The organism is Sphaerochaeta pleomorpha str. Grapes (assembly GCF_000236685.1).
Lineage (GTDB): Bacteria > Spirochaetota > Spirochaetia > Sphaerochaetales > Sphaerochaetaceae > Sphaerochaeta > Sphaerochaeta pleomorpha.
Window position 1 is genome coordinate 379,101 of record NC_016633.1, and the last position, 24,146, is coordinate 403,246.

24 protein-coding genes are annotated in these 24,146 nt (G+C 43.9%); 17 read left to right on the top strand and 7 right to left on the bottom strand.

Translation table 11 applies throughout. The features are described 5' to 3' along the window. The first annotated feature begins 4 nt into the window (after nucleotides 1-4). The 14 genes from SPIGRAPES_RS01750 to SPIGRAPES_RS01810 all read left to right on the top strand — a co-directional run bounded on the left by SPIGRAPES_RS01750 (nucleotide 5) and on the right by SPIGRAPES_RS01810 (nucleotide 11,476). Nucleotides 5-988 carry a PhoH family protein gene (locus tag SPIGRAPES_RS01750; protein ID WP_014269061.1) on the top strand — a complete coding sequence of 328 codons (984 nt, stop codon included), beginning with the start codon at nucleotides 5-7 and terminating at the stop codon, nucleotides 986-988. Next, complete coding sequence (locus SPIGRAPES_RS01755) at nucleotides 985-3,123, top strand: HDIG domain-containing metalloprotein (RefSeq protein ID WP_014269062.1); 2,139 nt, start codon at nucleotides 985-987, stop codon at nucleotides 3,121-3,123. Before SPIGRAPES_RS01750 ends, SPIGRAPES_RS01755 begins: the two co-directional genes overlap by 4 nt. Beyond that, nucleotides 3,065-3,253 carry a hypothetical protein gene (locus SPIGRAPES_RS16945; protein ID WP_155816638.1) on the top strand — a complete coding sequence of 63 codons (189 nt, stop codon included), beginning with the start codon at nucleotides 3,065-3,067 and terminating at the stop codon, nucleotides 3,251-3,253. The genes SPIGRAPES_RS01755 and SPIGRAPES_RS16945 overlap by 59 nt, the downstream gene beginning before the upstream one ends. Before the next feature lie 14 nt (nucleotides 3,254-3,267). Next, a complete protein-coding gene (gene ybeY, locus SPIGRAPES_RS01760; RefSeq protein WP_014269063.1) occupies nucleotides 3,268-3,768 on the top strand; it encodes an rRNA maturation RNase YbeY in 501 nt (166 codons plus the stop codon). Continuing rightward, nucleotides 3,765-4,529, top strand: a complete 765-nt coding sequence (locus tag SPIGRAPES_RS01765) for a hemolysin family protein (protein ID WP_014269064.1) — start codon at nucleotides 3,765-3,767, stop codon at nucleotides 4,527-4,529. The genes ybeY and SPIGRAPES_RS01765 overlap by 4 nt, the downstream gene beginning before the upstream one ends. An 81-nt stretch (nucleotides 4,530-4,610) precedes the next feature. Further along, a complete protein-coding gene (gene gap, locus SPIGRAPES_RS01770; RefSeq protein WP_014269065.1) occupies nucleotides 4,611-5,615 on the top strand; it encodes a type I glyceraldehyde-3-phosphate dehydrogenase in 1,005 nt (334 codons plus the stop codon). 114 nt (nucleotides 5,616-5,729) lie between these two features. Continuing rightward, a complete protein-coding gene (locus tag SPIGRAPES_RS01775; protein ID WP_014269066.1) occupies nucleotides 5,730-6,908 on the top strand; it encodes a phosphoglycerate kinase in 1,179 nt (392 codons plus the stop codon). Between the two features lie 4 nt (nucleotides 6,909-6,912). Next, the gene (gene tpiA / locus SPIGRAPES_RS01780; protein WP_014269067.1) at nucleotides 6,913-7,665 is read left to right on the top strand and encodes a triose-phosphate isomerase; all 753 of its coding nucleotides are present in this window, start codon (nucleotides 6,913-6,915) and stop codon (nucleotides 7,663-7,665) included. Between the two features lie 16 nt (nucleotides 7,666-7,681). Next, complete coding sequence (secG, locus tag SPIGRAPES_RS01785) at nucleotides 7,682-8,047, top strand: preprotein translocase subunit SecG (protein WP_014269068.1); 366 nt, start codon at nucleotides 7,682-7,684, stop codon at nucleotides 8,045-8,047. 74 nt (nucleotides 8,048-8,121) lie between these two features. Further along, complete coding sequence (locus tag SPIGRAPES_RS01790) at nucleotides 8,122-8,541, top strand: flavodoxin family protein (protein ID WP_014269069.1); 420 nt, start codon at nucleotides 8,122-8,124, stop codon at nucleotides 8,539-8,541. Between the two features lie 50 nt (nucleotides 8,542-8,591). Continuing rightward, on the top strand, nucleotides 8,592-9,641 hold the full coding sequence (locus SPIGRAPES_RS01795; RefSeq protein WP_014269070.1) for a peptidylprolyl isomerase: 1,050 nt from the start codon (nucleotides 8,592-8,594) through the stop codon (nucleotides 9,639-9,641). Nucleotide 9,642: 1 nt separating this feature from the next. Beyond that, nucleotides 9,643-10,113 (top strand): transcription antitermination factor NusB, encoded by a 471-nt coding sequence (gene nusB / locus SPIGRAPES_RS01800; RefSeq protein WP_014269071.1) that lies wholly within the window; start codon nucleotides 9,643-9,645, stop codon nucleotides 10,111-10,113. Next, nucleotides 10,082-10,843 carry a type I methionyl aminopeptidase gene (gene map / locus SPIGRAPES_RS01805; protein ID WP_014269072.1) on the top strand — a complete coding sequence of 254 codons (762 nt, stop codon included), beginning with the start codon at nucleotides 10,082-10,084 and terminating at the stop codon, nucleotides 10,841-10,843. Before nusB ends, map begins: the two co-directional genes overlap by 32 nt. 12 nt (nucleotides 10,844-10,855) lie before the next feature. Next, nucleotides 10,856-11,476 carry a phosphoribosyltransferase gene (locus SPIGRAPES_RS01810; RefSeq protein WP_014269073.1) on the top strand — a complete coding sequence of 207 codons (621 nt, stop codon included), beginning with the start codon at nucleotides 10,856-10,858 and terminating at the stop codon, nucleotides 11,474-11,476. Nucleotides 11,477-11,597: 121 nt separating this feature from the next. On the opposite strand, the gene SPIGRAPES_RS01815 is transcribed toward SPIGRAPES_RS01810, so the two are convergent. From SPIGRAPES_RS01815 to SPIGRAPES_RS01825, 3 genes are all read right to left on the bottom strand, one after another. Then, nucleotides 11,598-12,776, bottom strand: a complete 1,179-nt coding sequence (locus tag SPIGRAPES_RS01815; protein ID WP_155816639.1) for a glycosyltransferase — start codon at nucleotides 12,774-12,776, stop codon at nucleotides 11,598-11,600. 138 nt (nucleotides 12,777-12,914) lie between these two features. Next, nucleotides 12,915-14,132 carry a hypothetical protein gene (locus tag SPIGRAPES_RS01820; RefSeq protein ID WP_014269075.1) on the bottom strand — a complete coding sequence of 406 codons (1,218 nt, stop codon included), beginning with the start codon at nucleotides 14,130-14,132 and terminating at the stop codon, nucleotides 12,915-12,917. Between the two features lie 10 nt (nucleotides 14,133-14,142). After that, a complete protein-coding gene (locus SPIGRAPES_RS01825) occupies nucleotides 14,143-14,733 on the bottom strand; it encodes a TP0733 family outer membrane beta-barrel protein (protein WP_014269076.1) in 591 nt (196 codons plus the stop codon). A 207-nt stretch (nucleotides 14,734-14,940) separates the two neighbouring features. On the opposite strand from SPIGRAPES_RS01825, the gene folD reads away from it, so the two are divergent. Further along, nucleotides 14,941-15,825: a bifunctional methylenetetrahydrofolate dehydrogenase/methenyltetrahydrofolate cyclohydrolase FolD gene (gene folD, locus SPIGRAPES_RS01830; protein WP_014269077.1), complete on the top strand. Its 885-nt coding sequence runs from the start codon at nucleotides 14,941-14,943 to the stop codon at nucleotides 15,823-15,825. Then, complete coding sequence (gene miaB / locus SPIGRAPES_RS01835) at nucleotides 15,822-17,120, top strand: tRNA (N6-isopentenyl adenosine(37)-C2)-methylthiotransferase MiaB (protein WP_014269078.1); 1,299 nt, start codon at nucleotides 15,822-15,824, stop codon at nucleotides 17,118-17,120. The genes folD and miaB overlap by 4 nt, the downstream gene beginning before the upstream one ends. Here the strand turns inward: miaB and SPIGRAPES_RS01840 are convergent. Together SPIGRAPES_RS01840 and SPIGRAPES_RS01845 are read right to left on the bottom strand one after the other, a co-directional pair. Then, entirely contained in the window at nucleotides 17,096-17,890 is a 795-nt protein-coding gene (locus SPIGRAPES_RS01840) for a tetratricopeptide repeat protein (RefSeq protein ID WP_014269079.1), read from the bottom strand. The two genes, miaB and SPIGRAPES_RS01840, sit on opposite strands and share 25 nt — an antisense overlap. A 39-nt stretch (nucleotides 17,891-17,929) precedes the next feature. Beyond that, entirely contained in the window at nucleotides 17,930-18,418 is a 489-nt protein-coding gene (locus tag SPIGRAPES_RS01845) for a cupin domain-containing protein (protein ID WP_014269080.1), read from the bottom strand. Between the two features lie 145 nt (nucleotides 18,419-18,563). On the opposite strand from SPIGRAPES_RS01845, the gene SPIGRAPES_RS01850 reads away from it, so the two are divergent. Continuing rightward, the gene (locus tag SPIGRAPES_RS01850) at nucleotides 18,564-19,295 is read left to right on the top strand and encodes a LamG domain-containing protein (protein ID WP_014269081.1); all 732 of its coding nucleotides are present in this window, start codon (nucleotides 18,564-18,566) and stop codon (nucleotides 19,293-19,295) included. On the opposite strand, the gene SPIGRAPES_RS17420 is transcribed toward SPIGRAPES_RS01850, so the two are convergent. Both SPIGRAPES_RS17420 and SPIGRAPES_RS01860 read right to left on the bottom strand, forming a co-directional pair. After that, nucleotides 19,261-22,113 (bottom strand): glycosyltransferase family 2 protein, encoded by a 2,853-nt coding sequence (locus SPIGRAPES_RS17420; protein ID WP_014269082.1) that lies wholly within the window; start codon nucleotides 22,111-22,113, stop codon nucleotides 19,261-19,263. The two genes, SPIGRAPES_RS01850 and SPIGRAPES_RS17420, sit on opposite strands and share 35 nt — an antisense overlap. 4 nt (nucleotides 22,114-22,117) lie before the next feature. Next, a complete protein-coding gene (locus tag SPIGRAPES_RS01860; protein ID WP_014269083.1) occupies nucleotides 22,118-24,142 on the bottom strand; it encodes an oxygen-binding di-iron domain-containing protein in 2,025 nt (674 codons plus the stop codon). Between the last annotated feature and the right edge of the window lie 4 nt (nucleotides 24,143-24,146).

Sequence of the window (24,146 nt, forward strand, 5' to 3'; positions counted from 1 at the left end):
CTAGATGGATAGAAATATCGAGTTTGATAGCGAAGAACAAATGTGCAGGGTGTGCGGGATCAACGATCGAAATATACCATATATGGAGATGTTGTTAGGTTGTGATTTGTTTGTGAAAGGGATAAGTCTTTCATACACAGGTGATAATAACACCGTAGGCATTTTGTTTTCCTCCTTGCTAAACAGGCTCAAACAATTGGCAGACAAACAGATCCTGGTAAGTGAAGCTGAAATTTTCATGGAATTCCAAAGCTTGAAAAATACACCTTCGGCTTTTTCGGCAAGCCAAATAGTGGAACCGGAAGAAAAACCTTTCATCTATGTCCAGAATCGTTTTGCCTATCCAAAGGGACCAAGGCAGGAACAATATATCCGTGCAATGGAAAACAGCCAGATAGTCTTTGGTATAGGCCCTGCAGGTACGGGAAAGACATTTTTGGCCATTACGTATGCATTGAGTCTTCTCCTAAGTGGAAAAAGACAGAAACTCATCCTTACCAGGCCAATCGTTGAAGCGGGGGAGAATCTAGGGTTTTTACCGGGAGACCTTGCCCAAAAGATCAATCCTTACCTCAGACCGCTCTATGATGCAATGGAAACCATGATAACGGCCTCAAATATACATCGTCTGGAAGAAAACGATAGCATTGAGATAGCTCCCTTGGCCTATATGCGGGGGCGGTCTTTGCAGAATGCAATTGTCATTTTAGACGAAGCACAGAATACCACTCGTGAACAGATGCAGATGTTTCTCACCAGACTTGGTGAAAATTGCTCTGCCATTATTACCGGTGATATATCCCAGGTAGATTTACCTCGCAACAAAGACAGTGGACTGATCCATGCCATCAAATTACTCGAAGGCATAGAAGGGATCGAAATCGTTACGTTTGATTCCCGTGATGTAGTCAGGAGTAGGATAGTACAGAAAATCATTGATGCCTATGCATCGGAATCAGAGCGGGGAGCAAGGGGCAACGTGAGATGAGTAAACGAATCCAGGGATCGTTAGGGATGCCAAAAACTCAGAAGAAAGGAAAAGCACTGCTGATTATCATGACTTTTTTGATAATGGCCAGTGCCATGGCGATTCCCATATTGCTTACCATAAACCCTTCGGGAACTACGCGCTCTTTTGCAATCAACTATAAAAGCGGGGAACTTGCAAACGAAGATGTCTTTGCAACCTCCTCGTTCCAGTACCTTGATGAGGAAAAAACAAAAGGGATGCGTGAGCAAGAGTATGCCAAAATCCTCCCTAATTTTTCCTTCTCATTGAAAGGGACAACGACTTCCATGGAAAGGGTAAGGAGCTTTAAGCAAGCATGGGAAAATCCGGAAACCGCAGTGACCGACCTGTCCTTGTTCTTTGCCGAAAACCGACTAACCGACCAAGCTAATGTCCGTGGGCGGTTTTCTTCGCTTAGCCCTGATGTTCGGTCCCAGATGCTTGAGGCCCTTTCGGCAGCTATGGAGACAATCCTGCAGAAAGGATTGTTTTCCTCGGATTCCATAAACAGGCTGATAGACCAGGGTTATGGGTATTATACGATTATCAATACGATTTCCATGGCAAAGGCAGAAAAAGCAGACAAGATACCGTTCCAGGAAGCTGTTACGAAGGAAAAAATCGAAGACGCCCTCCATTCCTGGGTTTCCCCCTATATCCAACTCTACCCTGGTTTTCAACCTGATTTGCTTTTCGATACCCTGAAATTACTTGCTGAAGTAAACGTCGTATATGATGAAGCAAGTACACTTTTGTTGCGCGAGGAAGCAGAGAAAAGGATTTCCCCTATCTATGTCAATGTCAAACGTGGACAGAAAATCGTAACGAAAGACACGGTAATCACAGAGGAACAACTGGACCTCCTCTCCAAGATGAACAATTCTTACTTACAGTATACGTGGTTGGAAATCTTCGGGCGAAGTGTCTTTATTATATTGATAACCATTGGATCCCTCTATGTCTTCATCATGTTTTTGAAAAATGACAAACGGATATATCTTTATATCAATTTAATGCTTATTTCCGTATTTGTTACTGAAATAGTCTTGTACTTCCTTGCCAGATATATTGCCGACTCCTCGATAATGATGAGGGATTCCTATCTTCCTATACTCTTTGCCCCGGTGTTTGTCTCGCATATAACCAGTAAAAAGCGTTTGGGCATTATTACCGCTTTCCTGTTATCCTGTTATGCAATGCTTTTGCCATTGAGTTCTTCCATGGCGTTCTTCTTTGGAATGACGACAGCAGGAAGCTGTCTGTATTGTTTCAGGTTCTCAGGCAAACGTCTCGATGATATCTTCAATTGGTTCTATGCTTGCATATCCAGTTGTTTCCTTGCATTATGTCTGACATTGCTATCAGGGTTTACCTTTGCAGGGGTTTTGCCCTACCTTGGTGGTCTCATTGTAAACATTACCCTGTCCATCGTCCTTGTTGATGTATTAGTGCCACTTTGCGAGCGTCTGTTCAATATCCCAACTGCCTACAGGCTCAGTGAATTGGCCTTTGCTGACAGTCCGGTTCTCGATCGGCTGGGAGCTTTGGCCCAAGGGACATATAATCACAGCAGATATGTTTCCGAGCTTGCCTATAATGCGGCAAAGGCCATTGGTGCCGATGCAATGCTTGCCAGGGTAGGGGGAATGTATCATGACATCGGGAAGGCAGATCATCCTGAATATTTTGTTGAAAACCAAGGACAGGAAAACAAGCATGACGAGATCAAGCCAAGCTTATCGGTTGCCATTATAAAGAGCCATGTCAAGCTGGGAATTGAAAAAGGAAGGGATGCAGGCCTGCCCCAGGAAGTCTTGGATATTATTGCACAGCACCATGGGGACGATGTTATCAGTTATTTCTACAACGAGGCAAAAGAAGAGGCTGCAAAAACCGGAAGGGAAGTAAAGCAGGAGGATTATTCGTATAATGGAGATCCCCCGACTTCCCCTGAGGCTGCAATCGTCATGCTGTCTGACTGTGTCGAGGCTGCAAGCAGGACATTGAAGAAACCGAACCCTTCCAAAATACGAAAAATTGATCCATTCGGTTATCATGGGGAAAATCGAGAGAAACCAGCTTGGGCAATCAAGGCTTTCGCTCACCGATCTTGATGTTGTAGGAAATTCCTTTCTCCAGACTTTGATAGGACGTGACCACCACAGAATCGAGTATCCTGACGAACAAAGCCAGGAGGAAGCGGCACAGGCTGCTGCCTTAAAAAACAATAAACCACAACCATAAGATAGGAGTGATTAATGAAAGAATCCATAATTGATATTTCATATGAAAACGAACAATTCAGGGAAATTGCACCTGAAGAATTAGTTCTTACCCGTTTGCATGCCATCCTTGAAGAACTTGGACAAGAAGGGTGTGAATTCTCTGTTACCTTTGCAACTGATGCATCTATCCAGGAACTTAACAAAACATACAGGGGAAAAGATGAACCAACCGATATACTCTCCTTTGTCCAGATGGATTCACCTGATGATTTCGATTGGCCTGATTTCGAAATGGATGAGGAGGAGGAGGGCGAAGACATGAATACCGTTCTTGGAGACATGGTTATTTCGCTGGATACCTTGCAAAGAAACGCACAATCCTTTACTGTTTCACCAGATGAGGAATTGTTCAGGCTTTTGATTCATGGAATTCTTCATCTCCTTGGGGGAGACCATAAGACCAATGATGAGAGCGAACCTATGCTAAAAGAGCAGGAAGAACTTTTATCTCGACTTGGGGGTAAGAAACTTTGAGTTTTCCATGGAAAGGTCTGTTCGGAAAAAAACAGTCCGACCTAGCTTCTCAGGAGCAGGTTGAGATTGAAGAACGTCAGACCATGATCGAAGGAATACAGGAACTGAAGGATAAAACGGTCAGGGAGATTATGGTTCCCCGAATCGATGTCCAGTTCATTCCTTCGGATATAACCCTTACCGAACTATATACGATTATCCAGAGTCAGGGGTATTCAAGATATCCTGTCTATGACCAGACGATAGACAACATAGTCGGGGTACTATACGCTAAAGATATCCTTCGCCATGATATTGAAAAAGATTTCGATGCAAAGGAACTGATGCGGAAACCCTATTTTATTCCCGAAAGCAAGCATCTTGATGATTTGCTCAGGGAATTTAAGATGCGCAAGGTACATATTGCCATTGCAATTGATGAATACGGTGGAGTAAGCGGTATTGTCTGCATGGAGGATATACTCGAGGTTATTGTCGGGGAAATCCAAGATGAATTCGACGAGGATGAGACCGAGGAAATCTGCAAGATTGAAACAGGGACCTATATTGTTGAGGCAAGGACCCCAATTGAACTGATCAATGAAGCAGTCGGGCTGCATCTTGCCGATGAAGATTTCGAGACCATAGGCGGCTATGTTTTCGAACTGTTTGGCAGGATCCCGCTTGAAGGTGAATCGGTAGAGGATTCACAGGCTATTTTCACCGTGGAAGATATTGAGGGGCACAAAATCAACCGATTGAAATTGGTTGTCAAAACGTAAGATATATACGTTGACCCTTTACGAAGGAAAACAGTATATTATTATCGATACACATAAAGAATTCTCGGAGGAAAACAAACAATGAAAATTGCAATTAATGGTTTTGGAAGAATTGGACGCAACGTATTCAAGGTTGCTTTTGAAGACAAGAATATTGAGATTGTTGGTATTAATGACCTTACCAGTCCCAAGACTCTGGCTCATCTTTTAAAATACGACTCAACCTACGGCGTATACGGCAAAAGCGTAGAGGCTACAGAGACCGGCATCGTCGTTGACGGAAAGTCCATTCCCGTATTTGCAGTACGCACTCCTTCCGAACTTCCCTGGGGAGAACTCGGTGTTGACGTAGTGATCGAATCCACTGGTGTTTTCTCAAGCGCAGAAGGCCCAAGAGGTGGATACAAGGATCACATCAAGGCTGGTGCCAAGAAAGTCATCCTCACCGTTCCTGCCAAGGACAAAATTGACCAGACCATCGTCTGTGGCGTCAATGACGACCAGATCGATCCTAATGCAGTTGCTTTCTCCAATGCTTCCTGCACCACAAACTGCTTGGCTCCTTTGGCCAAGGTTTTGAATGATGCTTTCGGTATCGAACGCGGTTTGATGACCACCGTTCATGCCTACACCAATGACCAGGTTATGCTCGATCAGCCCCACAGTGACCTGAGACGTGCTCGTGCCGGTGCTGTTTCAATCATTCCTACCACCACTGGTGCTGCACGTGCCGTTGCTGAGGTTATCCCTGAATTGAAGGGCAAACTCAATGGTATGGCAATGCGTGTTCCTTCCCCTGCCGGTTCAATCGTTGACCTTGTCGTTATGCTCAAGAACGATGCTACCGTTGAAGAAGTAAACGCAGCAGTCAAGAAAGCAAGCGAAGGCCCCATGGGCTACGTACTTGAGTACACTGCAGATCCTATTGTTTCCCACGACGTCGTAGGCAACAACCACTCTTCAATTTTCGATTCACAGTTGACCATGAAAATGGGCGAGAAAATGTTCAAGGTTTTGAGCTGGTATGATAATGAGATGGGCTATTCCACCCGTGTTGTCGACCTTGCCAAAAAGTTGATCAAATAAGTTTTACTACTTTTACCTGTCAGGCCTGCATAATAGCAGGCCTGATGTTCCTTTACAGGAATATGAATGCAAGGGGATATTCACTCCCTGCATTGCGAAAAAAAGAGGAAAACAATGATTTTAAATACTATTAGAGAATGTGATTGTGCCGGCAAGAAAGTTCTTGTCCGTGTTGACTTCAATGTGCCTTTGAAAGATGGCGTCGTTACCGACGATACCAGGATCAAGGCAGCTCTCCCTACCGTGAAGTATTTGCTTGACAAGGGAGCTACCCTTATTGTCATGAGCCATTTCGGCCGTCCAAAAGGGCAGAAGAATCCTGAATTCTCCATGGCTCCCATTGCTAAGAAATTTAGTGAAGAACTCGGAAAACCCGTTATCCTGGCTTCCGATGTTATCGGTGATGAGGTCGGTGCACAGGTGAAGGCTCTCAAAGCTGGAGAAGTTCTGCTTCTTGAGAATGTACGCTTCTATGCCGGTGAAGAAAAGAATGACCCTGATTTTGCAAAGGCTTTGGCTTCTTTTGGTGATATATATGTAAATGATGCATTCGGTACAGCACACCGTGCCCATGCTTCAACGGAAGGTGTTTCACATTACCTTCCTTCCTATGCCGGTTTCCTTATCGAGAAGGAAGTCAAGTTCATGGGACCTTTGCTTGAGAACCCAGAGAAACCGTTTGTTGCCATTATTGGCGGATCCAAAGTATCGAGCAAAATCAGCGTATTGGAAAGCTTGGTCAAGACTTGTGACACCATCGTCATTGGCGGTGGAATGGCCTATACCTTCTTGGAAGTCCAAGGGCATAAGATTGGCAAGAGCCTTGTTGAAGAAGAGTATAAAGACACCGCGCGTTCTTTCCTTGCAAAGGCAAAAGAGAAGGGTGTCTCTGTTATTCTTCCTGTCGACCATCTTTGTGGTGCTGAGTTCAGTGACACAACCCCTGCTGTCACCATCGATAGCGTTGAGATTCCAGACGGAATGATTGGTATGGACATTGGCCCCAAGACTGTTGCTTTGGTCTGTGCCGCTGTCGAGAAAGCCAAGAGTGTCGTATGGAACGGCCCAATGGGTGTTTTTGAGTTTGATAATTTCGCGAACGGAACCTTGACCGTTGCCAAAGCCCTTGCAGCATGCTCGGGAACTACGGTAGTCGGTGGTGGAGACTCTGTCGCCGCAATCAACAAATTCGACCTTGCAGACAAAATCAGTCATGTCAGTACCGGCGGTGGAGCTTCCCTTGAGTTCCTCGAAGGTAAAGTGCTTCCCGGAATCAAGGCATTGGAGAAATAAACAGATGAGAAAACCCTATATCGCAGGAAACTGGAAAATGAACATGACCCCTTCAGCTGGTGCTGCTTTTGCAAAAGAGCTTGCCAAAGCACTTGAAGGTGTAGATACCAAAGTAATGATTGCACCACCTTTCGTTACCATCCCTGCTGTCCTCGAGGCAGTAAAGGGCAGTAATATCATTGTTGCTGCTCAGAACATGAACGATCATCTCAGTGGTGCCTACACTGGTGAGGTAAGTCCTGCTATGCTCAAAGACCTCGGGGTAACCAATGTCATTCTCGGACATAGCGAGAGAAGGGCAATTTATGGCGAAACCGATGAATTCATCAACAAAAAAGTGTTACTTGCCCTGAGTGAATCCATGGACATTGATCTTTGCGTCGGAGAGACCCTCGAGGAACGCGAGGCTGGTAAACTTGAAGAAGTTCTTACCCGCCAGGTGTCTGTCGGGCTTTCTGGTGTCAGCGCTGAACAAATGAGCCACATCACCATTGCCTATGAGCCTGTATGGGCAATTGGGACTGGAAAGACCGCAACTCCAGAGGATGCGGATGATGCTCATGCCTTTATTCGCTCTCTTGTAGAAAAACTCTATACCAAGGGTGTTGCAGAAGAGCTAATAATACAGTATGGTGGTTCAGTGAAGGCTTCCAATGTGAAGTCTTTGATGTCCAAGAAACATATCGATGGAGCTCTTGTTGGTGGTGCTTCTCTCTCTGTAGAGCAGTTTCTCCCGATTGTTACCTTTGATAAGTGATTAGTGGAGTAGAGAAATGAGTGTTTTGAGCGTGATTTTGTTGGTATTATTTGTGATTGTCAGCCTCCTTATGATTTTCCTCGTAGCAATACAGGACGAACAGAGTGAAGGACTCGGTGGCATTTTCGGTGGCGGTAGCAATACTGCTTTCGGATCGCATGCTAGCAGCGTTGTAACGAAGGCAACGGCCGGCTTGGCTGTGACGTTCATGGTACTTGCTTTGTTTGTAGCTTTTGTTAACAAGACTCCGTCTCAAGACAAATTGCTCAACTCTGTAACCACCGAACAAGTACAGCAGACAACTGACTGGTGGAAGCAGACCGAAACTACGGCACCTGCTGCTACAACAACCACTACGGATGCACCTACTGTAACTATCTAGGACGGTAGCCTGTTTCTATTGATTGACTGCCGGCCGCATTTTGTGCGGTCGGTATCTGTTTCAAGGGAAAAACCATGAAAGTTTGTGTTTTATATGCTCCAGCTACGAAGGAAAATGGGAAAATCAAAGAGATTGCTAATTCTTTGAGTGAAGGTATTGCAAGCCAGGGGCATCAAGTCGATGTTTTTGACATGTCACTCGAAAACGGTAAAATCGTTTCCTATTACGATTACCTTGTTGTTGGAACAGAGACCAACACCTTCTTTGGAGGTAAAATCCCTCCAGTAGTAGCTTCTTTTCTAAAAAGTGCCGGTTCGATTTCTGGAAAACGTTGTCTTGCCTTTGTTACAAAGGGTGGTGTAAGATCGATGAAAACACTCCAGGCATTGATGAAGACCATGGAAAGTGAAGGTATGTATTTGAAAAAGAGCGAACTTATCACGAAAAGCGATTATGCAAAAGCCGTCGGAAAACATTTAAAAGTTTCGATTTGACGAATAGGCAGTTTTGTTTTACGTTTTACTGAGTATCCCTAGGAGAAACCATGAAAAGATTTTTTGTATTGACAACCGCTATTGTCTTGCTTGCTTGCCCTATGCTTTTTTCTGCAGCCATCAATGCTCCCGCTGCAATGGTAAAGCTTACGAAGAACACGCCTATTACGACGGCCGAACTTGATGCAGAAGTTGCGAAATATCAACAATCTGCCTCCCAGAATGGTCAAGACCCCACAACGATTGATCCTTTGCAGGTACTCAATCTCTTGATTAACAATGAACTATTTCGCCAGGGTGCAGCCCGTGATGGTGTCAAAATTACCGATGCCATGATTGACCAGGCTTATGCCAGTCAGAAAGCGAACGTCGAGAAAAGTTATTCCCAGACGTTAACCGATGACCAGTTTGCGCAGCTCATTGCCAATAATTTTGGTAGCGTAGAAGCCTACAAGAAAATGATCTCAGAGCAATTGATGGTTGATGCGTATGTTCGTATGAAAAAAAGTGCCGAACTCAGCAAACCCCTCACAATTACCGATGCTGAGATTCAGACTTTCTACAGAAAAAACAAAACCCAGTTTGTCAGTCCAGAGACAGTAAAACTTAGTCACATTTTCATACCGCTTACCGGTGTCAGCGAAACCGATGCAAAAAATAAAGCTTTACTTGAAGATGTTGCCAAAAAAATTAAGAACGGATCTCTCTCCTTTGAAAAAGCAGTTGTCGACTATTCACAGGACCTGCAGAGCAAAAACAAGGCAGGTGATATCGGTTGGTTGACGATGGATAACAAAGAAGCCCTCACAGGGCTCGGCCAGAACTTCTTTGATATTGCCTTCGCTACCGAAGTGGGAACAACCAGTGACTTGGTTTCTTCCAATACTGGTTACCACATTATCAAGATTTTGGCATATAACGATTCCAAAATCCTTGGTTTGGACGATGTAATCAATCCGAACACAACCAGTACGATTTCTGATTATATTAAAGCTCAGCTCTCTAATTCCAAGCAGCAGGAAGTGTATTATGCTGCAATAAATTCCTTGGTATCTGACTTGCGGAAGAGTGCTACCGTAACGATACTGTATAAGAAGTAATATGAAGACAAGACACAAAGCGCGTGAGCTTGCGTTGCAAACTCTTTACGCAATGGATTTCAACAAAGAATTGGATAAAGACCACATACCTGAGGGCTTTAGCGGAATGACTGAAAGCGAGTACGCTGAGCTTGAAGACGAAGTGAAGATATTCGGTCGTTACCTGATAAACGGAACTATTGAAAATTTGGAGCAGATAGATGCTCTTATTACGAGTTTTTCCCTGAATCGTCCGCTTGAACGAATTGATGCAGTTGACAGGAATGTCCTTAGAATGAGCGTTTTCAGTTTCTTATATGGGGATATCCATCCCCATATCATAATTGATGAAGCCGTAAAACTATCGCAGGATTTTTCAACTGAGGTGAATTACAAGTTTATCAATGGAATTCTCGATACGATGCAAAAGAAACTATTTCCGATTGGAGGGAAGACTAACCATGATTCAATTGAAGACTCCCCAGCAAATTGATGGTATCAGAGAGGCATGTCATCTGACAGCCCGCCTGATGAATTCCCTCTCGTCTTATCTTGAACCAGGAATGTCTACGCATGATATCGACCAGCATTGCTATGATTTCATTATACATCACAAGGGGAAACCGGCTTTCTTGAACTACGAAGGATTTCCGGCCACAGCTTGTATTTCCATAAATGAAGAAGTAATCCATGGAATTCCTTCCCGGTCCAGGAAAATTGCCCTTGGGGATCTGGTAGATATCGACCTGGGAATAAACATGAACGGGTATTTTTCCGATATGGCCCGTACCTTCATTGTCGGGGGAGTGACCAAACCTGAATGGGACAAGCTGTGTAAGGTCACAGAGAAGTGTTTGGTAGTCGGGATTGAGGCTGCAGGCAAACGCAATGCGCGTATCCAGGATATCGGGGATGCTGTTTTCAAGCTTGCCAATTCCCATGGATATGGGGTTGTCCGTGACTATTGCGGTCATGGTGTAGGGCTTGCAGTACATGAGGAACCTGAGGTTCCCAATTATACGAGTTCCTATATGCCGAATCCCAGGATTCGTGAAGGCATGGTTCTCGCTATCGAACCAATGATTAACCTGGGGACCAAGAATATCCGGGAATCAGAAAATGGATGGACTGTGCTTACTGCTGATGGAAAACCTTCCGTGCACTTTGAAGATACGGTTGCAATTACAAAAAATGGTCTTGAAATTCTGACCGTTGAAGATTAACAAGGAAGATTTATGATGGAAAAGGAATTTATTTCAGGTGATACGATTCGTGACAGTGCCCTCAAACTCGTGCATAAGATGTACTCTGAGGATCATTTCGTACCCGATATCATCTATGCTTCCCTGCGTGGCGGTGCATATATGGCAAATGTGTTCAGCGAATATTACAAAATGGTTCGTATCCGTGAACATGGCCGACCAGTATTCTACGCTGCAGTGGTAGCACGTTCCTACGGGTATCTCCGTAGCCAGTCAAACGTAATGGTAGATGGTTGGACCTATTCTCCTGAACATCTTCGAACCGGTGATAAAATCCTCATCGTTGATGATATCTTTGACACTGGAAAGACGGTAAATGCACTGGCTGATGTAATCATGAAGAAAGGCATCCCCCGTGAAGACTTGAAAATTGCCGTCTATGACTACAAGGTGCCTCTCTACAAGGAGGAAGCCCCTCTACCCATACAACCTGACTACTATTGCCGCAAGCACGTTCTCAAGACTGCTGACGATGAACGCTGGATCCATTACAACTGCCATGAGTTCCTTGGACTTACCGCAGATGAAATTGACAGCCAGTACCAGGACAGTGAGGTACGGGACATCCTGCATTATGTCAGGGGTGACAAGTAGAAATCAAAAGCATCGCAAATACCTACAGAACGGCCGAAAGGCCGTTTTGTGCTTATAAGGTCCATTGATAGAAATTTTGCCTTATACCCTCTGGGCATCCGAAGGCATAGTACGGGAGATCTCAGTGAGATTCCCTTGCTACAGTGGCTTTTGTTGTCCCAAGGCAATCAAGATAGATTGCTTCAACATCTGAACCAAACCGCGCAAAAGAATATCGCTTGGCTTGCAACGTTGCACTCTCTCCCATGTCCTTGAGCATCTGGTCGTTTCCCAGGATCTCCTGTACGCTCCTGACGTATTCTTCGTCAGTCGTATAGGTGAAACCGTTTTTACCGGCAATGACTACATCTTCGATACAATCATCATAACGACAGACGACGGGAAGACCGCTGGCTAACGCCTCGATGTAGGTCAAGCCCTGGGTTTCGCTTTGCGATGCAGCTACGAATATGGTTCCCAACTGGTAATACAAAGCAATATCGGAGGGCGCAATCATCCCGGTGAAAATGACATTGTCAGAAATGGACAAAGAATGGCTGAGATGTTCGAGTTTCTCACGGTAGGGACCATCACCGACAAAGAGCATGATACTGTTTTTATTCCACTTCAGGATTTCCACAAAGTTTTTAAGCAATTCCTCTGATTTCTTTTCCTGGGCAAGTCTTCCTATTGAGATCAAGACAGGGGAATTCAGAGAGATCCCTATTTTTTGTTTCAAAGCCATGATTGTTTCCTGGGTTTCCTTTTTCTCGAATTTTACCAGGTCAATTCCTGTTGGTACTATGTGTAGCGTTGAGGTTATACCATAGTCTCTCAAAGAATCGGCAACTTTTTTTGTAGGTGCAATGATATGCTTCACTTTCCCCAATCTTGTTTGCACAAAGCAACTCACTGCCTTTTCCCCTATACGCTCATTCAATTTGATATACCGTGCATAGTTTTCATACATCGTATGATAGGTATGGACCAAAGGTGCTTTTGATTTCTTTGCAATTACCTTTGCAAAGGTAAAGGTAAAGAATTCACATTGAGAGTGGACAATCTCTGGGGACCACGCAAGGATATCTTTCATGATATCGGGTGGAATACGAACGGCTGCGCGTATATCCTGATATACAGGTATTTTCATAGAGCCGATGAAATACACATCATTATAGAAATAGGATAGTTCAATCGGTGATAACGTCAAAATACGAACATCATGCCCCTTTTCTGTGAGGACTTCACAAAGATTGAGGACCGAAGTCACAACGCCATTTACCGAGGGCGTAAAAAGATCTGTAGTCAATAGAATTCTCATAGAGCGTTTGGTTTCCTTTCCAGTACTATAGATGGCAGAAAGGGTATGGTTACAACCCTGATACGTGAATGCAGTCCCCATTAAAAACCAAGGCAGGGATCATACCAGTCCCTGCCTTGGTTGTCTGCCATAATGAAACTAGAATGTATAATCCTCGGAAACTGAAGAAGTCCCATTCAAGGAAGTGTTGAGATTTGCCGAATCAATATCGATGGTAATTTCAAACATTCCGTTCTTGCGGGTAGCCACGATGAGGTTAGGAACCGAAGTGGTACTAGTTGTAGTCTCCAAGGCACTTACGATATTGGAAGCATCAAGGTATTCGGCATACCCTTTGCTGATCGAAGCAGTTCCTGACAAGGTATTTGTGCCGGTATCGACAGAAAACACATACAGCGAGCTTGCCTTGGTCGAATACTTTGAAACCAGATTCAATGCTGTCCCGGCAGTATTCGGTACAGGGTAGAAGAAAGCATTTGCATTGTAATCCTGCGAGGAATCTTTGAGCAGGATTTTTCCTGTAATGTCAGTTTCTGAAGTACTGTCTACAGTATTGTAGAAATACAATTTCCCTTCATAGGTCAAGATGTAGAGATTGGAACCATCATAATAGAAATTAGCCAGCCGTACATCGTTGATATCGGAAATCAAATTCTTTTTACCGGAAGGATCGACAAGGTAATGCAGATAGGCAGGAGTATCAGAATCTGAACTATCGGCAAAAGAGATGATTATAGGTGCAGTAGCATCGTCTTGCCGGGTAGTCTGCATAAGGAAGTTGTCGAGGCCATAGCCTGAGATATCTATTGATGAAAAACCAACAATCTCGGTAACAGTTGCCCCGTCGTAGGCAGCAATATCATAACCTGCATTACTGCTTCCATCCTGTCCTTCAAGAACCAGCATGGAATTCGAATACAGGTTATTGATTGTATAGGTTGAGAGATTGGTAGAAGTATATGTATCACTGACAATAATCTTTGCTCTATTGGTCCCATCCGAATCATATCGATAGAAAGAATCAGTAAAGTTTTTTAAAACATAGAGTTTGTCATTGCTTGCAGCATAGGCAACACCCTTAATTAATCCAGAACCTTCCTCTAAAGGATCATATTTTTCACTTGCAACCAATTGTGTTGAAGCATTTGTGGAGCTGCTTGCGATTCTGTAGACACCTTCATTGGTCTGGAAATACAGATAGGGAGAATCTATTCCAAGCAACCTGGTATATACGATACCAGAAGGGGTGGTTGTCTGGCTTATCTGGCGGAATATACCCTCAGAGGCATCGCTGTTGCAGGAAACCAGAAGGGCCAGGAATACGAGGAAACCGAAAATCGGTGTTAGCTTTTTCATGGGAATTCTCCTATTGACGATAGGTCACAGAAAGGGTGACCGGGATTAAACCGAATATTGCATTGTCGCTTTGGATCTCCTCAGTATAATTGAGCTCAGGAATAATCCATAAGCCAGTGTTGATACCGAAGCCCCAGTTTGTAGAAGGGTACCAGGTAAGCCCAATTTCAATATTGGCATAGAGCGTCATCAAAGAACCATCACCATATTTAATGTAGGCACCGCCAAGTCCAACGGAAATGGGAAGATCGAGTACTCCCTGTACAGGGAAATAGGTTGCCTTTGCAAAGAACGGAACGGCAGTAAACAATTCCTCTTCTGCGCTATAGTTGAAATCGTATCCGATTTCTCCTCCGATCGCCGTAGTTGGTGATGAAAAAACCTGGTAACTTATCGATCCATAGCCACCTACAGACAAACCGGTATTCCCTTCACCCAAGCCACTGACAAAATCTTGGTCAGATATAAAATAGGTAAAAGCAGGAATTGTAGTACCGACTTTAAAAGAGAACATCTGATTACCCGCATCATAATAGGTAGCAGAGAAAGCGGCCAAGGGCATCAACACTGCTATGGAACATAGCATTAAAAACTTTTTCATAGTCACCTCATGTAATATGCTTTGATAACAAAACCAAATATTATTTGTTACAAACCACTCTATAGCTATCATAGCCAAAAGCAAGGCATATGAGAACCATGTGGCAAGTATATCGTGAGCAAGGTCAAATTGGCAAATCATTAAAGCCCATTTGTTGCCTCAAACCCCTGTTTTACGATACTGTAGTGAAAAGTAAGGAAGGTCAACGTGCAATTATTGACAGGAAAAGAAGTATCAGATGCAGTATTTGAAGATTTGGAGAAGCAAACCTCTCAATTTATTGCAAAACATGGCTTTGCCCCTACATTGGCAGTCATCCTTGTTGGAAACGACCCTGCAAGCCAGAGTTATGTGAAAAGCAAGAAGAAAGCTTGTATTTCACTTGGTTTCGGTCATAGGGATTATGAACTAGCTGAGGACACTACCCAAGAAGTACTTCTGGACTTAGTCAAGGAACTCAATGCCGATGCTACTGTCCATGGAATCCTTGTCCAGCTACCGCTTCCCAAAGGGCTGGACGAAAACCTTATCATTGAATCTATAGACAGTAAAAAAGACGTGGACGGCTTCCACCCGATCAATGTAGGGAAACTGCTTATTGGGCTTCCCTGTTTTGTGAGCTGTACTCCCAAGGGAGTCCTTGAAATGCTCGATTTCTACCACATTGAGACAAAAGGAAAACATGCAGTCATCATCGGAAGAAGCAATATCGTCGGTAAACCTATGGCAGCCCTGTTGATCCAGAAGGGACGGGATGCCACGGTAACCATTTGTCATTCAAAAACCGAAAACCTAAAAGAAATTGTAAATACTGCTGATATCATCATCGCAGCAATGGGAAAACCCTTGTTTATTACCCCTGATATGGTCAAAAAGGGAGCAATAATAATTGACGTAGGGATAAACCGTGTAGAAGATCCCACACGTAAGCGAGGATATCGCCTTGTGGGTGACGTAGACTTTGAGCAGGTAAAGGATATCTGTTCGGCAATCACGCCTGTTCCCGGTGGAGTAGGGGTTATGACCATTGCCATGCTTATGAAAAATACATTGCAAGCTGCAATACAGCTTGCTCACGAGGATACTAAATGATTCAATCTTACTGGCTCGAAACCTACGGCTGCCAAATGAATGTAGCCGAAAGCAATGCTTTGGAACTCCAGCTTAGAGGCGCCGGGCTTGTTCCCTCCGATACCGCTGAAAATGCCGATTGTGCCATTCTCAATACCTGTTCAGTCAGAAAAAGTGCTGAAAACAGAATCTGGGGGCGTCTGGGCTTCTTTTCCCATGTAAAAACACTCCATCCTTTGACATTGATCGTGACAGGGTGTATGGCAGAACGCCTTCTAGAGGATATGAAGAAAGAAGCTCCCCAGGTCGATTATGTTATAGGCAACAACGACAAACAGAAAATAGTAGAGGTTTTGACTTCAGCTGAAGGCAAGTTGTCTGAACACCTCGACTCCTATGGCTTTGGTTCGACCTATTACAAAACCGGTGACTATACCTCGTATATCCCAATTATGAATGGATGTAACAATTTTTGCTCCTACTGCATCGTCCCCTATGTACGTGGCCGGGAAATCTCCCGACCTATTGCAGATATTTTGGAAGAAGTAGCTTTTCTTTCCTCCAAAGGGGTTAAGGAAGTAACCTTGCTCGGGCAAAATGTGAACAGCTACCGTTACAATGAAAACGGGACTATTGTCACCTTTCCCGACTTACTCAAACGGATTTGTGCCGTCGCTGGTGATATTTCCTGGATTAGGTTTGAAAGCCCCCATCCTAAAGATTTCTCAGACTCGTTGATCAAGGTCATCAAAGAAGAAACCAAAGTAGCAAAGCACCTGCATATTCCTATGCAAAGTGGAAATACCAGGATTCTTACCCTCATGAACAGACGTTATAGCAGAGAATCCTTTCAGGATCTTATCAGAAAAATTCGTAGCGAGATACCACAGGTTACCTTTGCTACCGATGTAATGGTAGGCTTCCCTTCTGAAACAGATAAAGAATATGAAGAAACCCTCTCCCTGTTGGATGAGATGGGTTGCATTGAAGCATTTATGTATTATTGGAATCCGAGGGAGGGCACGAAAGCCGTGGACATGGAAGGCCAACTCGAGGAAACAGTGAAAGGGAAACGTCTTGAGCAATTGATTGCCTTGCAACATGAGATCTTTGCACGGGAAAAAACAAAAAGAACCCATGGCGTGGTATCCGTTTTGGTCAACCAAGTTTCGCGAAATGACAAAACCCAGATGCTAGGCAGAACAGAGCATAACGAGATGGTAGTCTTTACCGGAAATTCTAAGATTGGCAGTCTGGTTTCAGTAGAACTGGACGGAATGAACGGAAACACCTACGTAGGAAAGCTCGTTGAATAATTTATAGAAATTATTTCAAGTATTTCCAGCACCTCTTTGGAAGCTGTCCATGCTTGGTTCGCAAGCAGGCAATAAGCGGCAGCTTCTTCTTGGCTTCCCCTTTGCACAGGCTCTTGTACTTGCTCAGGGAGTCTTGTTTTCCCAAGCAGATACGGAACCACGAAAGGGTTGCTCTCTACAGCTTGTTTATATTCTTTCTCAAGGTGGCGAACTCTCTCAGGATCCTCCAGAATTGAATAGAGAAGGGTACTGAAAAGCATGAATACCGTTTCTTCCGGGTATTTCTTGAGAATTATTGCCGCAGATTCAGTATCCCTGAGACTAAGCAACCAATTTAGCAAACGGTACCGAACATCAAGATTGTCGTTTGGGTTAAGTTCAAGGATCTTTTTATACAGTTCGATGGCCTCATTCTTTTTGCCAATATCCCAGCAAACCAACCCGTAGGCATGCAAGGCCCGAATGTAGGGTCTTGTTTCCCTATTGAACCAAAAAACCCCGGTGTTCTTTTTAATATAGTCTTGCCCATAGCGTTGCTCGAACGATGAAAGGGCTTTCTCATAATACTCAATTTTACTTTCTGTCAGCTCAGAAAGATCACCCAATAGGGTATAGGCATCACAGCACAAAGGGTCGATATTCAAGGCTTTCCTTGCAGAGCGTAATTTTTTCATAGGATCTTCATATTCCCAGGCAGCATCTAAAATCTCTTCGGCAAGCAACTGATTAGGAGATTTTTCAAAAGTAGGAATAGTAAAATACGTTTCCATCGTTGACTCCTTTTTCATACATGCAATAAGAAACCTCTGTCATTCAACGGTTTTCCATATCTTCTCAATATGTTCTTCACCGTCAAAATATCCTGTTGTTTTTCCTTTAAGAAACAATTCTTTACCCACCAGATTAACTTTTCCGGTATCTGGATATTCACACACGTCAAAACCATGCAAGGTTTTCAAATCAAGATAAACCAGGTCTTCCTCGCTCTCATTTTTTAACTGGTGAGCACCTTCCATTCCTGTTTCAAAGAAAATCGTATCGCCTTTGCAAACATCACGGATACCTTCTTTGGTTCGCAGTTTTCCCTTCCCGCCTAAAATTACGAACAGCTCCTCGGCATTATGGTGAAAATGATACGGGCAGGAAAATTGGCCTTGTTTAAGAATTCGGAAATTGCAGGCAATATCATGCAGTCCTGATAGCTTTGCAATATCTGCACTGCTATACCCAATATATTCCTTGAGAGGAGAATCCTCAAAACAAATCATTTCCTGTTGAACGTTACAAAGAGTAGGCACAGCAAAAACCTCCTGATCACATACATAGTATACTAGCATCCAACAACAGATAACATAATCAGATAGGGTAAAATTCTGCGATTTTTTCATTCTTGTGGGATGGTCTTAATCATAGTATGATTCACCACACAAGGAGTGCATACCCATGAGAATCAAAGGCCAGGCCTTTGTGCTTTTATTTTCGCTGGCATTTCCCCTCTTACTTGGCGCTGCCCCACGTGAAATTACGTTCAAAGGAGAAATCTGGCAAGTGAAATCCTCTGACTCCAAGATAGCCCCGGGACCAAACTATTGGTCAGATGCTGATGACCAGGTATGGGTAGACACCGAGGGCATGCACCTTACCATCAAGCGGAAATATGGCCGTTGGCAATGTAGCGAAGTAAACACTAAGGGCATAACAGGATATGGGACCTATACCTTTGTCGTCGATAGTTCCTTTGCCACCTATGACCCAAACGTAGTTGCAGGATTCTTTACCTGGGATTCGCAAAAGGAAGAGGCAAACAGAGAGATAGATATCGAATTTGCCGCATGGGGACAGAGCACCGGTACCCGAGGGCAATTTGTAGTACAGCCATACACAACCGATGACAGGATAGTAACTTTCGATCCACAGATGCAGGGAACCTATTCCACCCATAGGATTGTGTGGACTCCTGATACAATCATCTTTAGCAGCTATCATGGCGAGGTAAACCCTGACGAACAGGCTTCCAAATTGAACCTTATGCAGCAATGGCAGTTTACAGGGAAACCCCCATCAAGTGGGAATGCCCATTTCAGGATCAATCTCTGGCTGTTCCAAGGGAAAAAACCTCTTGCTCCGGCAAGCCTTACGATCAAATCGTTTTCTTTTCAGCAATGGGAAGGGTAGCCCCAAACCCTTTCCTCTCTTGCTTTCCCCAACCTTTCGATTTCTTCATTGCACTGAAATAACCACCTACCCTCCAGAGACTGACCAACTGGCGAACCCCAAAGTTCTCGACAACGGCCATCCATAACAAACGCAAGGTATCGTGTACCGAATAAATCTGCCGGTCGAAACTCGAGATGAGCACCGATGATACCGACACAAGAATCCCCAAAAGAATTGTCGTAGTAAACAAGAGAAGCCCTATCGAAGGATTGAGGATTCCGGCAAAGAAGGAAAGGATGACTATCAGCAAACCCTGGGCTTCCACAAAGGGTCCAAGCAGTTCAAATAAGAAAAAATAACTCATGCCTACCATTCCCATCCTCCCATATTTCGGATTTCCGATAATAGTTTTATGAAAAAGCAGGATATCGATTAAACCGCGATGCCATCTGTCACGTTGCCGATGCAATTGTCTCCACTTCTCAGGGACTTCGGTCCAGCAATTGGCATTGAATGCATAATCCACAGTATAAGGAATTTTCAATTCCCTCATGCTGCGTGACAGCCGAACAACCAACTCCATATCTTCACCTACCGTATCCTTTTTGTATCTGCCACTCTTGGTCAGATACCCACCGGTTTTTATGGTTCTTTCTCTATTGAAGACTCCAAAGGCCCCAGATATGATCAACAGGCAATGTATATGGGCCCAGCCAACCCTTCCGGCCATAAAGGATCTGATATATTCCAAGGACTGCAAGCGGGCGAGAAAATTTCTGGGTAGGGAAACAGAATCCAACTCACCCAATTCGACTGAACAACCATTGACCGGGCAGATATTTCCACCGGAGGCAATACTCTCGACGGGGGAGTCAAGCATTACGGAAACAGCGCGCATCAAAGCCTCGCTTTCCAAGAGGGAATCTGCATCAATACCACAGAAATACTCCTTGTGCGCGATGTTCAGGCCAATATTGAGAGAATCGGCTTTGCCTCCATTCACTTTATCTACGACAATAAGGTTTGGAATGGATTTGTTCGTATAGATCCCCCTTACTTTTCTGGTAGGTATCCTCTTTTGGTAAGCCCCATCGCTTTTTTTCAGTTCAAACTGGTCAATCAAAGTCTGAAGGGTAGAGTCCTTTGACCCATCGTTGACAACAATTAATTCAAAATCAGGATAGCGCTGGTTTAACAGCGAATTCACGCTCTCAATGATCCCCGCTTCTTCATTATATGCAGGGGCAATAATGGAAACAGAAGGAAGCAGATCCTTGGTAAAAAGAAAACGATAGTCTTTAACCTCCCAGAGCCTTGCCTGTTTCCTTGCACCGAAGAAAGAAACAGCAAGAATAACCAGGTAAATCAGGTTTACCGTTACCGAATAATATACAAACAGGTAATTGAAACGTGAAATATACAGTTTCCAGATATCATTCCAACCCAATTGGATTATGGTTGGGAACTCAGAAAAGAAAATTATGAAAGGGAAGAGCATGGCAACAAAGACAAGCAACAAGATAAGTGTCATTCTCTGTGGTGGTTCTGTATGGGGGGTAATAGTTTTTTTCTGTTTCTTCAAAGGTTTTATACGCAGTTTTCTCAGAATCCGTGCGTCAAGATACAGACGCAACTCATCTCGCATCCATGCATTCTTTGGTAAAACTTCCTTTATAATGCCAAGCAGTGCATCTTCAACCTCAATATCTTTGTTCTGGTTGAGAAAAAACACTATTGAACTGGCTTGTTTTGCTTGTACCAATTCCCTGACAAGGGTTTTTATTCTTTCAGATTCCTGGTTTTTAATCTTTGGGAGAAAATATTCCACACGATTTGCAAGGACTTTTGCCATTATTGCCCGTTTGTGTGAAGAATGGGTACTTTCAAACCTATCCAACAGCTTTTGCATCACAAGCGGACTTTGTTCCCCCATCCGCGTAAGGCTTTCTACGATTTTCTGTTGCATCGAAGCATAACGGCTGTAGTCAAGGATAGCGTCGATATTCTCGGGTGCCATGTCTTTGGCATAGGCTTGAATCACAAATTCAATGGTATGTTTTTGGTTACTTGATAAAAAAGGATCTTTCAATAATTCTTCATGGAAGTGTTTCAGAATTGCCGAGAGCGCAAGCTTACGGAGAGAGCCATTTTTCGACTGTGCCTGGAGTATGACAAACCCACGCAATTCCTCAGCAGGATACTGTAAGGCAAAACCACAGATAAGTTTCTGCATATAGACCCTGTTGATTGTTTGCTTTTGTATGGCAAATCTGAGAAAATCTTTGTTATACGTATAGAGTACAGCATGGACACGTTTTGCGAACCAGGGATTCATCCCTGGCAGTTTTCTCACTACCAAGGGAATGGCTTTTCTTACTTTCTGGATGGCTAGTGCATGGGCAAAAAACAAGACAACAAGTGGGCGGCGTTCTTTTTCCAAAGCTTTGAGCAATGCAAGCTGTACGTTTTTGCCCTGCAGATATTTCAAATGGTAAGACGCTTCAATACGGGTAACTGCAAAAGGGGAGGAGAGTTTTCGAAGGTATTTCTTGCAGGGCGCAGAACCCAGCAGTTTTTCCATCAGTATTTTCCTACGGTTTGCCGGTAACTCTATTTTATCCATGATACGTTCATATATGGGGAAAAGTTCCTCTGCACGCAACGAATCCAGGTCGAACGCTTCATCGTAGGCAATTCTTGTAAGCAATTCTTCGTTGGTCTTTCGTCGCTCCCCTGTATGTTTTTCATGTATCCGAACGAAAAATGCAAAAATTAACAGAAGGCAATCGAGGATGAGAACCGAAAGCGTGATATAAAGGGAAAGCTGGAATGACATAGGTTCAGGCCTCCTGCTGCAAGAGAGACGATGCATATAGTCCAACTACACCAATCAATTCAATAAGCATTACAGGGCATGCAAAGAAGTGGGAGATCCCAAGCCCGATTGAGCGACTCACCGTATTTTCGTTCTTATTGGACGAAAACAAGATAAAGGGTATATCGGAGTAAGCGGATTTCTTCATGAGCTCCTTGCGCAACGTAAAGGCACTCAGCTTGCTTGTCATCAATTCACTGATAATGATATCAGGATTCTCTTTCTCTATAAGGGTTCTTGCCTCCAAGCCGTTGGAAGCAAGAAAAAGGATATAGCCCTCACGCTTGAGTGCTTCTTCTATCAGCTTTTTCTCGATCCCGGGATTTGCAGCGAGGACAATGCGGATACTGCTGTTTGCATTCCAGACCTTTGAGGAGTCTGCAACAACTTTGTTCCCTCCCTGTCTCTTGGCAAGCTTCAGCCTATAAAGCGCTGTCTGCAAAGCCACCTCTTCCAGTTCCTCATTGCTAAATCTTTTCGTATTTTCAATTCTGTCAGTATGGAAAAGTCCTATCGATATGGTTGAGGGAACAATGAAAGCTTCCGAATCAGAGACAGTAGCACAGAGCCTGTCGGTCCTTTCGAGAATCTCCTTTCGCTTCGTACCCGGTAGATAGAGGGCAAACACCCCGCCCTGCAATTTGAAATGATATTCGTCTTTTCCAGGAAATGCTTCTTTTAGGTAATACGTTAGGGTTTTAAGGGCATCATCCCCTTCAATCCTCCCAAAATCGAGATTGATATTGGATAAATTGTCAATGCTGAGCAAAACCAAACCAAACGTTGTTTCCTCATAGTTGAACTTTTTCATTTCAGATGAGAAAAACCTATTGAAAAACATCTGGTTATGTAAACCGGTAATCGGACAGCGGTTTTGCGCATCCTGCAGGGAATCCTGCAATGCCAGCCGCTTTTTTTCCAACTCTTGGTTTTTCTCGGTCATCAGGTCAACATTCTGCTGGAATGTGAACATAAGCGACTTAAATGGTTTGGGTAGAGGTATGCTGTATTCTTTGGTCATTTTCTCGACTAGGGGAAAGATTATGGTAATCCAAGGCATACCCTTCTTCGAGAAAACTAGGTCGAAAAACTCTTCCCAGATGCTGTTGTCTGAAAATGGGGAACTTTCAATGGTCTTTTTCTGGTAATCAAGGACAAACCCGGATCCTTCGAAGGTTTCCCTGACTTTTTTTACCCCATAGATCGAGAAATATCGTTTGATTACCTGATTGCAGAGTTGTGGGTATCCTCCTGCCTCCATGAGATTCTTTCTCAGGGGTTTCAAGAAAAACCCGCACTCCAGATTTTTCAATATCTCAATATATTTTTTACAGTCATTGACAATAATAGAACCATGCTGGGGACAAATAAGATGGATATCCAGCTTTAACAGCTGGTTCATCACAGGTTCCAGGATTTCATGGGAAGGCATATAGATTTCATGAAAGGTTTTCATCGATTCATGGTAATCCTCACTCGCATACAAATACCAGTTATTCGCGATTGCCCCAAACAAATCCCCTGTGATTACAGCTTTCTGTCTCTGCAAATAGGTCATTATTGCAGCTGGAAAATGAAGATATGGCGCATAGAGAAACCTAAGGTCATTCCCGTTTTTCATTTGGTAACGGAAATTATTCTGGTCTACATAGTAAAAAGGAGATTTCACCCCATAGAACTGAATGATGGTGGCGGCCCGTTCATGGCAGCAAATACAACCTGAAAACCCATTCTGTTCTAGCATAGGGATTGCCGAACAGAGATCAGGATCCTGGTGGCTGACTACGATAGCCTCCAGCTTCTCCAACGGGATCAGCATCTTGACCTTGGCCATCACTATCTCAACATCCAAGACAGACCCAGGGTCAAACAAAACTGCCGACCCCTTGTCCAAAAGGAGGTAGGGATTGCAATGCAACTCTGCAGAACACAGGTCATCTCCTACCCACCAAAGTCCCTCAGCTATCGAAACCGGTCCTGATATGTCCATAACA

What these genes read in the sequence shown, in the direction of transcription:
- SPIGRAPES_RS01750 (WP_014269061.1), top strand. Translation starts at nt 5, where the DNA reads ATGGATAGAAATATCGAGTTTGATAGCGAAGAACAAATGTGCAGGGTG.
- SPIGRAPES_RS01755 (WP_014269062.1), top strand. Translation starts at nt 985, where the DNA reads ATGAGTAAACGAATCCAGGGATCGTTAGGGATGCCAAAAACTCAGAAG.
- SPIGRAPES_RS16945 (WP_155816638.1), top strand. Translation starts at nt 3,065, where the DNA reads ATGGGGAAAATCGAGAGAAACCAGCTTGGGCAATCAAGGCTTTCGCTC.
- ybeY (WP_014269063.1), top strand. Translation starts at nt 3,268, where the DNA reads ATGAAAGAATCCATAATTGATATTTCATATGAAAACGAACAATTCAGG.
- gap (WP_014269065.1), top strand. Translation starts at nt 4,611, where the DNA reads ATGAAAATTGCAATTAATGGTTTTGGAAGAATTGGACGCAACGTATTC.
- SPIGRAPES_RS01775 (WP_014269066.1), top strand. Translation starts at nt 5,730, where the DNA reads ATGATTTTAAATACTATTAGAGAATGTGATTGTGCCGGCAAGAAAGTT.
- tpiA (WP_014269067.1), top strand. Translation starts at nt 6,913, where the DNA reads ATGAGAAAACCCTATATCGCAGGAAACTGGAAAATGAACATGACCCCT.
- secG (WP_014269068.1), top strand. Translation starts at nt 7,682, where the DNA reads ATGAGTGTTTTGAGCGTGATTTTGTTGGTATTATTTGTGATTGTCAGC.
- SPIGRAPES_RS01790 (WP_014269069.1), top strand. Translation starts at nt 8,122, where the DNA reads ATGAAAGTTTGTGTTTTATATGCTCCAGCTACGAAGGAAAATGGGAAA.
- SPIGRAPES_RS01795 (WP_014269070.1), top strand. Translation starts at nt 8,592, where the DNA reads ATGAAAAGATTTTTTGTATTGACAACCGCTATTGTCTTGCTTGCTTGC.
- nusB (WP_014269071.1), top strand. Translation starts at nt 9,643, where the DNA reads ATGAAGACAAGACACAAAGCGCGTGAGCTTGCGTTGCAAACTCTTTAC.
- map (WP_014269072.1), top strand. Translation starts at nt 10,082, where the DNA reads ATGATTCAATTGAAGACTCCCCAGCAAATTGATGGTATCAGAGAGGCA.
- SPIGRAPES_RS01810 (WP_014269073.1), top strand. Translation starts at nt 10,856, where the DNA reads ATGATGGAAAAGGAATTTATTTCAGGTGATACGATTCGTGACAGTGCC.
- SPIGRAPES_RS01815 (WP_155816639.1), bottom strand. Translation starts at nt 12,776, where the DNA reads ATGAGAATTCTATTGACTACAGATCTTTTTACGCCCTCGGTAAATGGC.
- SPIGRAPES_RS01820 (WP_014269075.1), bottom strand. Translation starts at nt 14,132, where the DNA reads ATGAAAAAGCTAACACCGATTTTCGGTTTCCTCGTATTCCTGGCCCTT.
- SPIGRAPES_RS01825 (WP_014269076.1), bottom strand. Translation starts at nt 14,733, where the DNA reads ATGAAAAAGTTTTTAATGCTATGTTCCATAGCAGTGTTGATGCCCTTG.
- miaB (WP_014269078.1), top strand. Translation starts at nt 15,822, where the DNA reads ATGATTCAATCTTACTGGCTCGAAACCTACGGCTGCCAAATGAATGTA.
- SPIGRAPES_RS01840 (WP_014269079.1), bottom strand. Translation starts at nt 17,890, where the DNA reads ATGGAAACGTATTTTACTATTCCTACTTTTGAAAAATCTCCTAATCAG.
- SPIGRAPES_RS01850 (WP_014269081.1), top strand. Translation starts at nt 18,564, where the DNA reads ATGAGAATCAAAGGCCAGGCCTTTGTGCTTTTATTTTCGCTGGCATTT.
- SPIGRAPES_RS17420 (WP_014269082.1), bottom strand. Translation starts at nt 22,113, where the DNA reads ATGTCATTCCAGCTTTCCCTTTATATCACGCTTTCGGTTCTCATCCTC.
- SPIGRAPES_RS01860 (WP_014269083.1), bottom strand. Translation starts at nt 24,142, where the DNA reads ATGGACATATCAGGACCGGTTTCGATAGCTGAGGGACTTTGGTGGGTA.